This is a genomic window from Flavobacterium acetivorans, assembly GCF_020911885.1.
In the GTDB taxonomy this organism is placed as follows: Bacteria; Bacteroidota; Bacteroidia; order Flavobacteriales; family Flavobacteriaceae; genus Flavobacterium; species Flavobacterium acetivorans.
Window position 1 is genome coordinate 256,337 of the sequence record NZ_CP087132.1, and the last position, 12,784, is coordinate 269,120.

9 protein-coding genes are annotated in these 12,784 nt (G+C 32.9%); 8 read left to right on the plus strand and 1 reads right to left on the minus strand.

All coding sequences use genetic code 11. The features are described from left to right. Positions 1 to 49 precede the first annotated feature (49 nt). The 6 genes from LNP19_RS01080 (at position 50) to LNP19_RS01105 (ending at position 9,436) form a co-directional block, all read left to right on the plus strand. Positions 50 to 1,912 (plus strand): M61 family metallopeptidase, encoded by a 1,863-nt coding sequence (locus LNP19_RS01080; protein ID WP_230062976.1) that lies wholly within the window; start codon positions 50 to 52, stop codon positions 1,910 to 1,912. A gap of 121 nt (positions 1,913 to 2,033) precedes the next feature. Further along, entirely contained in the window at positions 2,034 to 2,744 is a 711-nt protein-coding gene (locus LNP19_RS01085) for a DUF4369 domain-containing protein (RefSeq protein ID WP_230062977.1), read from the plus strand. A gap of 184 nt (positions 2,745 to 2,928) precedes the next feature. Continuing rightward, a complete protein-coding gene (locus LNP19_RS01090) occupies positions 2,929 to 6,987 on the plus strand; it encodes a response regulator (RefSeq protein ID WP_230062978.1) in 4,059 nt (1,352 codons plus the stop codon). Continuing rightward, a complete protein-coding gene (locus tag LNP19_RS01095) occupies positions 6,984 to 7,796 on the plus strand; it encodes a CheR family methyltransferase (RefSeq protein WP_230062979.1) in 813 nt (270 codons plus the stop codon). Before LNP19_RS01090 ends, LNP19_RS01095 begins: the two co-directional genes overlap by 4 nt. A gap of 1 nt (position 7,797) precedes the next feature. After that, complete coding sequence (locus LNP19_RS01100; protein WP_230062980.1) at positions 7,798 to 8,355, plus strand: chemotaxis protein CheB; 558 nt, start codon at positions 7,798 to 7,800, stop codon at positions 8,353 to 8,355. Then, complete coding sequence (locus tag LNP19_RS01105) at positions 8,342 to 9,436, plus strand: hybrid sensor histidine kinase/response regulator (protein WP_230062981.1); 1,095 nt, start codon at positions 8,342 to 8,344, stop codon at positions 9,434 to 9,436. The genes LNP19_RS01100 and LNP19_RS01105 overlap by 14 nt, the downstream gene beginning before the upstream one ends. Positions 9,437 to 9,506: 70 nt before the next feature. Here LNP19_RS01105 and pafA read toward each other — a convergent pair whose 3' ends face one another. Next, on the minus strand, positions 9,507 to 11,120 hold the full coding sequence (pafA, locus tag LNP19_RS01110; RefSeq protein WP_230062982.1) for an alkaline phosphatase PafA: 1,614 nt from the start codon (positions 11,118 to 11,120) through the stop codon (positions 9,507 to 9,509). Between the two features lie 260 nt (positions 11,121 to 11,380). Here pafA and LNP19_RS01115 point away from each other — a divergent pair, with 260 nt between their 5' ends. Continuing rightward, positions 11,381 to 11,701 carry an ISAon1 family transposase N-terminal region protein gene (locus LNP19_RS01115; protein ID WP_230061469.1) on the plus strand — a complete coding sequence of 107 codons (321 nt, stop codon included), beginning with the start codon at positions 11,381 to 11,383 and terminating at the stop codon, positions 11,699 to 11,701. Between the two features lie 22 nt (positions 11,702 to 11,723). Continuing rightward, positions 11,724 to 12,677: an ISAon1 family transposase gene (locus LNP19_RS01120; protein ID WP_428979040.1), complete on the plus strand. Its 954-nt coding sequence runs from the start codon at positions 11,724 to 11,726 to the stop codon at positions 12,675 to 12,677. Positions 12,678 to 12,784: the final 107 nt, after the last annotated feature.

A 12,784-nucleotide genomic window follows, 5' to 3' on the forward strand; every position in this document is an offset into this window, starting at 1 on the left:
GTTGTAACATTTAAAAATTTAAAAGACTTATAGCTCAAATAAAAAAACAATGAAAAAAATACTTTTTGCTTTTGCTTTTACAACTGTTCTCTGGAGTTGTAAAACGGCTTCAACATCAGCCCTTACAAAAAAAGAAGAACTGGTTCAGGTCAACATTAATCTGAATGAAATAATCGAAGACCGAGTAATGGTTACGGTAAATCCTCCATCTATTTTGGCTGAGGAAATCACCTATCACATCCCTAAAACGGTTCCCGGAACCTATTCTGAGGACAATTACGGGAGATATATTGATGATTTAAAAGCCTACGACAAAAAGGGAAATCTACTCAATGTAAAAAAAACAGACACAAATTCCTGGTCGATTGCTAATGCCAAATCTTTGGACAAAATCACTTACTTAGTCAATGATTCTTTTGATACCGAAACCGGAAAAAAATTTGGTGGTGATGAAATCTTTTCACCTGCAGGTTCTAATATTGACGCCGGCAAGAATATTATGTTAAACACCCACTGTTTTGTAGGTTATTTTACAAATCAAATGGCGACACCTTATCAAGTCACTGTGTCGCATCCGGCAACACTTTGGGGCGCTACTTCGATGACGGATTTGGATTCAAGCGACACCAGTGATCGCTTTCTAACAACTCGTTATGCTGAATTGGTCGAAAACCCGATTATGTATTCTAAACCGGATTACACCACTTTTACAGTTGATGGAATGGAAATACAAATTGCCGTTTATTCCCCAACTGGTAAATACACTGCCGAAAGTATCACTCCTGAAATGAAAACAATGATGACGGCTCAAAAGACTTTTTTAGGCAAAATAGACGCCACTAAAAAGTATACCGTTTTACTATATCTGTCCACCTTACAAGAGAATGATGCCAAAGGTTTTGGCGCCTTAGAACATCCTACTGCAACTACAGTAGTTATGCCCGAATTGATGCCAAAAGAAGAATTGGTAAAATCGATGATGGATGTAGTTTCTCATGAATTTTTTCACATCTTAACCCCTTTAACAATTCACTCTAAAGAGATTCAAAATTTTGATTACAATGCGCCAAAAATGTCAGAGCATTTATGGATGTATGAAGGTGTAACGGAATACTTTGCCAATCTTTTTCAAATAAACCAAGGCTTAATTACCGAAGACGACTTCATTAATCGTCTCGCTGATAAAATAACTCATGCTGCTGCTATGAACGACACCATGTCTTTCACAACCATGAGCGCCAATGTATTGAAACAACCTTACAAAGACCAATACCTAAATGTCTATGAAAAAGGAGCACTTATCGGAATGTGCATAGACATCATCATTAGAGAAAAAAGTAACGGAGAGAGAGGAATCCTCGACTTGATGCAAAAATTATCCGCTGAATACGGCGTTTCAAAACCTTTTGATGATGCAGAACTTTTTGCAAAAATCACTTCATTAACCTATCCTGAAGTAGGTGCGTTTTTAGAAACCCATGTGGCTGGTACAACTCCCATTCCTTATGCTACTTATTTAGCCAAAGTGGGATTAACTAAGGCAACCGAAAAAGTAGCTACTAATGTTTTCTTAAAAGGTCAGTCTCCATACATAACAGTAAATCCGCAAACCAAAGAAATCCTTGTTATTCCTGAAATCGAACTAAATGATTTTTATACCAGTTTAGGACTTAAAGGAAATGACATTTTAGTATCTATAAATGAAAAGGCCTATTCACTTGACAATATTTATGATATGATTTCGGCTAGCCAAAACTGGAAAGAAAATGACACTATCAGCATAAAAATAAAACGCGAGGGTAAGGAGCAGCTTATCAAAGGAAAAATAAAACTTCCTTATGAAGAAAAAGCAAGTTTTAAAGCGACTGACAGCTCTAAAAAGCAACTAAAAGAAGCTTGGCTAAAATCCTAAATTTAAAAAAAGCTAAAAAAATTCCAATTTAGAAATAGATTGGGATTTTTTTATGAATTTTTAATCCGCACTCAAATCATTCCAACAATTTTCTTTATTTTGCGCCAAAATATAAACACCAATGAAAAAATCAATTCTTGCATTAGTTACACTGATTTTAGTATCATCCTGTAACAAAAGTGAACCAAAAAACAATTTACATCTTACCGGAAATATCAAAGGATTAAAAAAAGGAACTTTATACATCCAAAGAGTCCTAGACACTACTCTTGTTCCTATTGATTCGATTACAATCGACGGGAATTCTGCCTTTGAAAGAAACATTGCATTAGAATCTCCTGAAATGTTATACTTATTTCTAGACAGAGGTATGACTAATTCATTAGACAATAATATCTCCTTTTTTGCTGAACCGGGAAAAATAAACATAGAAACCAATCTGGATTCTTACATTGCTGGAGCTAAAATATCCGGTTCAAAAAATCAAGAATTATTTGAAGAATACCGAAAAACAAACTCCCGTTTTCAAGACGAGAGCCTAAATTTGATCGAAGCAAAATTTAAAGCAATAAAAAGCAATAATACTAAGGCAGTAGATAGTTTGACCGCAAAACAAGAATCGAATCTAAAACGAAAGTATTTATTTGCAACTAACTTTGCAATCAATAATAAAGACTATGAAGTGGCGCCTTATATTGCTTTATCAGAAATTTACGATATTAACATCAAATATTTAGATACTATTCATAAATCAATGACTCCAAAAGTAGCAGAGTCTCTCTACGGAAAAAAATTAACGGAATACATAAAATCAATCAAAGCTCAAAAGTAGAGTCCGATTTTCTTTAAAAATTAAAAGCCATCCTGTTTGATCAATAGGATGGCTTTTTTGAATAAAAGCAATAGCATTTAAAACACAACAGTCATAATCCCAGACCTCAAAAAGGCATACTAAAAACACTCCAATTTATTTGAAATTATTTTGCTATTTTTACCCTCCAAAGCCCCCAAAACCTATGTGGAAAAACCTATCTATTAAAACACAGTTAATTTTAATTCTTTTGATCCCCGTTTCGGGATTAGTGTATTTAACTTTTACAAGCAGTCAGAATTCCTACAACAAATACACTAAAATTAATCATAGTTTACAAAATATAAACAACATTGCTAATTTCTCAAAAGTAATTAATTTAATAAATGATGAAAGAGGTCTCTACCTGATTTCTACATTTGATTCAAGTAGAAAAGCAGAATATCAAAATAAAGTTAAGGAAACAAGCGAATGGTTTTTGAATTTTAAGACATCCGATTCGACAATAATAAAAAACCTAACTATTGCCAAAGCTCTTTTAAAAACGGTACGATCTGATGCTGAAAAGAATCAAATTTCTCCTGAAAAAATATTCAATCAATACGTCTCTATAAATTTCTTTTTCAATAACATAATTGAAAGCCAAATCATAGATTGCCAGATTCCAGAATTTACAAAACTGGCCAACAATTTCAATTGTTATAACGACTTAGAAAATGCAACAACACTAATCAGAGGGATTATACTTAATAAAGTAACTAATAAAACTACCAGTGCTACATTAGAAGCTTTCTATCAAGAAGCAAAGATAATTAATAATAGTATCCACTTTAGATTGACCAATTTCGAAACAAATGGGATAAACAATGGAATCATTGAATATAAAAAATCAGATGAATTTAAATCTTTTTTGGCCAATTCAGAATCAATCATCAATAATAAACCCAATAATATAACTACCGAAAAATGGTGGAACACATCCGCTCTTATAGTTTCTAAAATCAGCAAATTAGAGAAAGATAATCTAGATTACATACTCAATTATGGAGAACAAAAAAAGCGAGAAGCTTTCACTTCTGTCGCTTTAACAATCACATTATTGATTGTATTATTACTAACTAATTTTCTTTTATTTTTCAAACTAATAAACAATACTTCGAGTAACCTTAAAAACGTTTCTAGCGCGATAAGGAGAATTGCATTGGGTAAAATTGACTTTAAAGAAAACCTTTCCGGCAATACTGAATTCTATTCCATCAATAATTCTTTAAAAGATTTGATTAAAGCTATAAAAGAGCAAATCTATTTATCAGCCAAAATCAGTTCGGGAAATTATGGCGACACCATCGAACTAAGAAGTGCATCGGACACGCTAAACGACTCTTTGAACAACATGTCTTTAGAGCTGAAAAAATTCAATGATAAATCTAATGAAAATAGTTTATTAGAGAAAAATATCATTCAGGTCAACAAGACAATCATTGATTCTAAGGATTTGAATGAATTTGGAACTAATTTATGCAGCATCCTGATTAATCAAACGAATAGCTGTCAAGCGACTTTTTATATAACAAACTATATTGATCACAAAGAAGATTTAATCAAAATAGGAAGCTTTGCAGAGAATGAAGATACGCCAAAAACAATACAAATTGGAGAAGGTTTAGTAGGCGAGGTTTTCAAAAGCAACCAACAAAAATGTTTGAATAATTTACAAAACGGCTATTCCTATGTTGCATCCTCACTTGGAAAGACAGCTTTATACAATGTATTAATAACGCCCGTTTCGTTTAAAAACGCCGTAATTGGCGTAATCGAAATTGGATCATTTGAAAATTTTACTGATACCGATAAAAAATTATTAAATATCTTAGTCGATTCCGTAGGAAGTGCCATAGAAGTATTCATCCGTAATGAAGAATTAAGACTTTCGGTTGCTGAAATCAACCGAAAAAATAATATTCTACAAGTTCAGGAAGAAGAACTTAGACAAAACAATGAAGAACTCAATAAACATACTTTACTACTTCAACAATCAGAAGAAGAATTAAAAAATCAAGCCGCCGAATTAGAGCAAACCAATGCTTATTTAGAAGAAAAAGGAAGAGAACTTGAGAATAAAAATTACGAAATAGAAATTAAAAACAGCGACTTGATTGTTGCTCAAGAGGAACTCAATATCAAATCAGAAGAAATTGCACAAGCAAGCAAATACAAATCTGAATTCCTGGCCAATATGTCCCATGAATTGAGAACTCCTTTGAACAGTATTCTTATCCTTTCTGATCTCTTGAAAGAAAATGTAAACGGAAATCTATCCAATGCTCAAATCGACAATTTATCTGTGATTAATTCCTCAGGGAAAGATTTATTGAATTTGATTACTGATATCTTAGACATTTCTAAGATAGAATCCGGCAAGGTAGAAGTATATCCAGAAGAAACCGTTATTGAACGAATCTTCTCTGATATGGACAGTTTATTTAGAGTCCAGATGGAAAAAAAGGAGATCGATTTTAAAACGGTCATCACTGACAATTGCCCAAGAAAAATTAACACCGATGTTGGAAAGATTGAACAAATTCTCAAAAACTTCTTATCTAACGCGCTCAAATTCACACCAAATAAAGGAGAAGTAATCCTAACCTTTGATTCCGGAACAGAGAAACAGGAATACCTGACACCATCATTAGCATTATTGCCTGCAAATGAAATCCTGTCCATTCATATTAAAGATAACGGAATTGGAATTTCAGAGGAAAACAAGAAAAAACTGTTCCAAACCTTTCAGCAAGCCGACAGTTCAACCAGCCGAAAATATGGCGGGACAGGTTTAGGTTTATTTATATCCAAAGAATTGGCTATCCTACTAGGAGGAGAAGTTTCCTTTACAAGTGCGATAAACAACGGCAGCACCTTTAGTATCTTTGTACCAATCACCTATAAAAATACCACTTCAATCCCGGTTGAAGCGAAAGAAAATAGCGTTCAAGAAGAAGTAACGATAGAAACCGAATATCCAAATCCAGACAAAGAATTTGTTGATTTGGCCGCAAATATTAAAGATGACAGAAACAAAGCTGACATTGATGATAAAACCATTCTGATCATAGAAGATGATGCTTCTTTTGCCGAAGTTTTGCTCCAAGTTGCCCATGATAACGGATTTAAAGCAATTATAGCACATCAAGGGGAAACTGGATTTCAATATGCCAAAAAGTACAGTCCTAAAGCTATAATTCTCGATATGAAATTACCTGGAATAGATGGCTGGACGGTATTAAAATGGTTAAAAGAAGATCCTGAATTACAACACATTCCTGTGCATGTCATGTCAGGAATGAAAAGAGAAAAACTAGCAAAAGAAATGGGTGCCTTTGACTTCTTAGTAAAACCAATTACCCCACAAAAATTAAAGAATGCCTTTCAATCGATAGACAATCAAATCAATAAGATATACAAAAAAGTACTTATTGTAGAGGATGACGTAAAACTCAATTATTCCATAAAAGAGTTAGTACATTCTAGTGATAAAAACGTAATTTGTATACAAGCCCATTCGCGTTTAGAAGCCGAAAACATTCTAAAAAATGACGAGGTAGACTGCGCTATAATTGATTTGAGCTTACCTGATTCTAATAATATCAAATCCATTTCCGAACTAAAAAAAATATCTAAAAATCCAAACATCAAAATAATTGTCAATACCGGAAAAAACCTTTCTGATGAAGACCAACTTGAACTTGAAAAAAATGCAGACAGTATTGTCATCAAAACAAATGATGTTACTGAGCGATTAAAAGACGAACTTTTACTTTTTATCAATAAAATTGAATCTACAGAAGACTTAAAATATAAAAACGCACCTAATTTATCCGGTGGCGAAATTCTAAAAAACAAAAACATCTTAATTGTAGATGATGACATTAGAAACATCTATGCTTTATCGGCTGCATTGACGAGTAAAGGAGCTGTAATATCAACCGCTTTTAATGGAGTTGAAGCTTTAAAAGCCTTAGATAGTAATTCTAATATTGATATTGTACTGATGGACATTATGATGCCAGAAATGGATGGATTTGAAGCTACCAGAAAAATTAGAGAAAACATCAAATGGAAAGATTTACCTATCATTGCCCTAACGGCTAAAGCGATGAAAGGGGATCGAGACGAAATCATAAAAGCGGGAGCTTCTGATTATCAATCTAAACCAATAGACATACAAAAGCTTATTTCATTAATTAGCATCTGGATATACAAATGATAGATTTTAATGACCTAGATGAATTGCTTTTTACGATACAAAAACAATTCGATTACGATTTTTCTGAGTATTCTAAAGCCTCGATGCTTCGGAGAATTAACCGTTTTATGGAGATCAATTCTATGAAAACAGCGGTCGATTTACAATTTGAACTCATCAATAACCCGGAAATTTTTAAGGAATTTATAAATGAAATTGTAGTCAATGTCAGTGAGTTTTTTAGAGATCCCAGTTTTTATCAGTCGCTAATAAAAAATATTTTCCCCTATCTCGACAGTTATCCAAGAATAAACATTTGGAGCGCTGGATGTTCATTTGGAGAAGAAACCTATTCTTTAGCCATATTGTTAAAAGAAATGGAAATGTATGAGAAAACAAGATTATATGCGACAGACATCAGTTCCAATGCGATAGAAAAATCAAAAAAAGGGATTTATTCCAATATCAATTTTAAAGATTACACTAAAAATTATTTTGAATGTGGCGGACAAGCTTCCTTAAATAATTATTTTATTTCGGACGAAAAAAACTCAATAATCAATTCTGATTTCAAAAAAAACATCTTGTTTTCAAATCATAATTTGGTTACAGACGGAGTTTTTAAAGAATGCCAATTGATTCTTTGCAGAAACGTTCTCATTTATTTTAATGATGAATTGCAAAATAAGGTTCTAAAATTATTTTATGACAGTTTGCCTATTCATGGATTCTTAGCTTTGGGAAAAAAAGAATCTTTACGATTTAGTAGTGTCTATGAAAATTTTAAGGAAATTGATCGAAATGAAAAAATATATCAAAAAATAAAATAATATGGATATGATAATCATTGGTGGATCAGCGGGTTCGTTTAATACAATACTATCTATATTAAACGGTCTGGACAAAAGTGTTTCTGTACCAATTGTAATTGTTTTACATAGATTAAAAAACTGCGAATCTTCATTTGAAGATATTTTAAGAAACAATACCCATTATATTGTAAAAGAAGTAGAAGATAAAGAAATTATAAAAAAAGGCATACTATATACCGCTCCATCAAATTATCATCTCTTATTAGAAGAAAACTATACATTTTCATTAGACGTTTCAGATCTGGTCAATTATAGCAGACCCTCAATAGATGTAACTTTTGAATCTGCTTCTGCCATATTAAAAGAAAAATGCTGCGGAATATTGCTATCGGGTGCTAATAACGATGGAGCAGAAGGTTTAAAACTAATCGCAGAAAATAATGGGACGACTATTATTCAAGACTGCCAAGAAGCAGAATTCGATAACATGCCCAAAGCCGCAAAACTAATATACAAATACCATCAAGAATTAAATACCAAAAATATCATAAACAAATTGAATAATGAATACTGCTAAAACGCATACCCTGTTATTGATTGATGACAAACCTGCTAATTTAATTGCTTTAAAAAGCATGCTTGAGCATCCCACTAGAGAAATTATGTGCTGTCAATCTGCCAATGAAGGATTACAAATACTGCTAAAAGAAAAAATTTCACTCATTTTAGTAGATGTTCAAATGCCCGAAATGGATGGTTATGAGTTTGTTGAAATAATAAAACAACATCCAGATACGGCCAACATACCTACTATTTTTGTCACAGCCATAAGCGATGAACCTAAATATATTAACAAGGCTTATGATCTAGGGGCCATCGATTTTCTTTTTAAACCTCTAATTACAGAAGTTACTAGGAAAAAAGTGGACTCTTTTTTAAAAATATGGGATTATGATCAACAATTAAAAGCATTGAATGAGAAGCTTCTGGTAAAAAACAGCGAGTTAGAACAATTTGCAAATATCATCGCGCATGATTTGAAAACCCCTTTAAACAATATAAAGTCTCTAATTGATTTTATAGAAGAAGAACATGTACTAGACCTAAAAGAAGAAGCTACCGGACTGTTTGAAATGGTAAAAAGCTCTGCAATGGATATGTCTAAATTGATTGATGATTTATTACATTATTCTAAGAATGTAGAAAACAATGAGGGCAAAGAGAGTATTCATATTTTAACAGAAATTAACGGAATAATCAAACTTATTGATACCGATAATAGTATTAAAATCAATAAAGAGAATTTAAATCATACTGTTTTATTCCAGCCCGTAGCATTTAAACAAATCATTCAAAATTTATTATCAAACGCTATCAAATATAACGACAAAGAGGTTACTGAAATAAACATCATTTACTCCGAAATTGATAAAAAAATATCCATTATTGATAATGGACCAGGAATACCCGAAAATCAACATGAAAAGGTTTTTGATATGTTTTACACTCTTGGCAAATCATCCCGAGGAGATTCTGGTACTGGTATCGGTTTGAATTTGGTCAAAAAACTAGCCGAAAGAAACGATGTTAGAGTTCATTTCAATAGCAATTATACCGAAGGAACAGAAGTCATCATTTCAAACTTAATTACTTCATAAAACCAGTAACAAACCTAGTAGTAGTAAAAAAGGCTGTATTAATAAAAATACAGCCTTTTTTAATTACAAGTTAATTCTTCAAAACTTCTTCTAAAACATTAGCCTCTGTTCCATTAGGGAATGGAATTTTTAATTTTTGAGCTAGTGTTGGTGCAATTTCTGTGATATTTTTTTTATCATATGATTCCCCTTTTTTAACATTCCAACCATAAAAAATAGCTGGTACATGTGTATCATAGCTGTACGGAGTTCCATGAGAAGTTCCTTTTCCTTGATACTCAATATAACCCGGCTTATCTAAAATGACAAGGTCTCCATTCTGAGTAACATCATATCCTTTAACAATAAAATTTAAAAAATAATCATTTCCTGAAGCATCCAAAATTTCTTCTTCAGTATACACTCTTTTGACATAATCCTGAGACATTAAGTAGGTTTTAAAAGAAGCTTTAACCACATTCAAATCTAGATTCTTATTCTTAATCGTCTCTTTATTAAAAAACAAATTGAAACTAGAATAATTCAAAATTAGATCAGCTCCAAAAGTTTTCATAGAGAAATCTTTAAGATTTGCTCTAATATCTTTTGGACTCACACTTCTTACGTTATACTTGTTTTCTTTTAAAAAATTAACATTCTCAGCACCTGCGTGATCTGCAGTCAAGAAAAGCAAATAATTATCCTTACCTACTTTCTTATCCAGATACACTAAAAAATCAGCTATAGTTTGATCCAATCTTAAATAAGTATCCTGTAATTCCATAGAACGAGGCCCTAACAAATGCCCTACATAATCAGTAGAAGAAAAACTAACCGCTAAAAAATCAGTAACATCATCTTTACCTAATTCTTCCATTTCGATTGTTCTCATAGCAAATTCAGCCACAAGATCATTACCAAAAGGCGTTGACCTTAATACTCCTGCATCATTTTTCTCATACATCGCTTTCAAGTTATATGGAAAAACCGGAGCTGAACTGTTATACAATAAACCTTCATACGGATTATCATCTACTAAACTCTCATTGTATGTACTCTTAGGTCTATACAAATCCCAGCCTTTATTAATATAGGCCATATATCTCTTTTCATCATTGAATTTGGTTACCCATTCCGGTAATTTTTCACCGTAGAAAGTACTCGAAACAAAAGCACCAGTTTTACTATACCAAAAGGCCCAATTTGCAAAATGGCCTGCCGGCAATATCGCTCCACGATCTTTAATACTCAATCCTATGACCTTACCTTTAAAATTGGTCGCCATACGCAATTCATCCGTAATTGTAGTACTTTGCAAATTTTTAGGTGACATCTCACCTTCCTCTTTAGTTCCATTCCCAATGGTACTCACAGAAGCATCATCTGTACAATACATCTCTTTACCCAAAGTTCTACTGAACCATTCGTTCCCAACAATACCATGCACGGATGGCGTTGCTCCAGTATAGATAGAAGCATGTCCAGGAGCAGTATAGGTAGGCATATAATTATAATGCATGTTTTGAAAAGTATAACCATTATTCATTAACCTTTTAAAACCATTCGCAGAAAAATCATCTGAAAAACGATACAAATACTCAGTCTTCATTTGATCCACAACAATCCCAATCACTAATTTGGGACGTTGTTGGGCATAAGCATTTACAATCCCTATAAATGCAAAAAATAAAATCAATTTTCTCATAATATACTTTATATAGCTCGTAAAAATACAAATTAAACTCTAAAACTAGTCTATTAGAAACCTAAGAATTACCATATGATGTTTATCATTTAACATAATGAATTCACATGCAAAACAATAGCTCTTATTAGAAACAGGGTTTTCAAACAAATGCGACAAACCGAGGATCAATCCCAAAACCTGGGGGGAAATGTCAAAATAAATTGAGAGATTTGCAATCTTAAGAATGAGAGATGCCCCCAATAGACCTTTTAAAATTCATGTTACCTGACTTTTTAGTAGATCACTTTGAAGTGGTTTCTTCTACTAACACAGAAGAAATAGTACACCTATATTTTGAAGAGAATGCCAAGCCTCCAAAAGAATTTGATACACTGGAACTAGTATCAAAGGGCTTTCAGGATGAGATAACCATTCAGGATTTCCCTCTCAGAGGTAAATATGTATATCTACATATAAAAAGACGTCGCTGGACAAATAAGACAACAGGCGAAATTCTTAAAAGAGATTGGAATTTAGTTGCTAAAGGAACCCGCATGACTCAAGAGTTTGCGGCTTTTTTAAAAGAAATTAATAGATAAGAGTGCTACTGATTGTCACACCATTGGTGGTTTCTTCGGAGTCAACGGAAAGAAACTCCAACGACAATATAAAAAACACCTGAGTTCCTTTAATGCTTGGGCTCCACGAGAACATGCACATCAATGGATTGTTTACCCTGAAAATATGGGCACCCATTTATCAATTGACGAAGTAGCTTTGTCTCAGGGTGAACTTTATACTATTGTAACCAACAAGAAGTTCAAAGGTAAAAAAGGTTCCTTAGTTGCCATTGTTGCTGGAACAAAGGCAGATAAAGTCATAGAACATATCAGAAAGATTGATTACAAGAAGAGAAGCTGTGTCAAAGAAATAACACTTGACATGGCTAATTCTATGAAATTGATCTCTAAAAGATGTTTCCCTAAAGCCACACAGGTAACAGATAGATTTCATGTCCAAAAACTGGCACTGGAAGCCTTACAAGAGATTAGGATTAAACATCGATGGGAGGCTATGGATTTTGAGAATCAATTGATATTGCAAGCCAAAAGAGAGAATCAAACCTATATTCCGGAGCTCTTAGCTAACGGTGACTCTGTAAAACAGCTATTAGCCAGGAGTCGATATGCACTTTATAAATCTCGCGAAAAATGGACTGAGAATCAAAATGAAAGAGCTCAATTATTATTTGGACTATATCCAGATATAAAAACAGCCTATTATCTAAGCCAACAACTTCGAGGTATCTACAATAGCAACAATGACAAGCACATTGCGATGACTAAACTAGCACATTGGTATAGGAATGTAGAGGAATCTGGTTTTAAAAACTTCAATATTCTACTCAATACTATAACTTTCAATTACCGGTCAATCTTAAACTACTTTGATAATAGAAGTACCAATGCTTCTGCTGAATCTTTCAATGCAAAAATAAAAGCCTTTAGAAGTCAGTTTAGAGGAGTAAGGAAAATAGATTTCTTCTTGTTCAGATTATCTAATCTTTTTGCCTAATCCCCAACTTTTGCAATTGACCCCAAACCGAGCTGTTAGGCGAGAGAGGGTAGTTGTAAAAAAAAGAACCCCAACCTTTTCAGGTTGGGGCTCCATAGATCCTGAAA

What these genes read in the sequence shown, in the direction of transcription:
- LNP19_RS01100 (WP_230062980.1), top strand. Translation starts at nt 7,798, where the DNA reads ATGGATATGATAATCATTGGTGGATCAGCGGGTTCGTTTAATACAATA.
- LNP19_RS01115 (WP_230061469.1), top strand. Translation starts at nt 11,381, where the DNA reads ATGTTACCTGACTTTTTAGTAGATCACTTTGAAGTGGTTTCTTCTACT.
- pafA (WP_230062982.1), bottom strand. Translation starts at nt 11,120, where the DNA reads ATGAGAAAATTGATTTTATTTTTTGCATTTATAGGGATTGTAAATGCT.
- LNP19_RS01080 (WP_230062976.1), top strand. Translation starts at nt 50, where the DNA reads ATGAAAAAAATACTTTTTGCTTTTGCTTTTACAACTGTTCTCTGGAGT.
- LNP19_RS01085 (WP_230062977.1), top strand. Translation starts at nt 2,034, where the DNA reads ATGAAAAAATCAATTCTTGCATTAGTTACACTGATTTTAGTATCATCC.
- LNP19_RS01095 (WP_230062979.1), top strand. Translation starts at nt 6,984, where the DNA reads ATGATAGATTTTAATGACCTAGATGAATTGCTTTTTACGATACAAAAA.
- LNP19_RS01090 (WP_230062978.1), top strand. Translation starts at nt 2,929, where the DNA reads ATGTGGAAAAACCTATCTATTAAAACACAGTTAATTTTAATTCTTTTG.
- LNP19_RS01105 (WP_230062981.1), top strand. Translation starts at nt 8,342, where the DNA reads ATGAATACTGCTAAAACGCATACCCTGTTATTGATTGATGACAAACCT.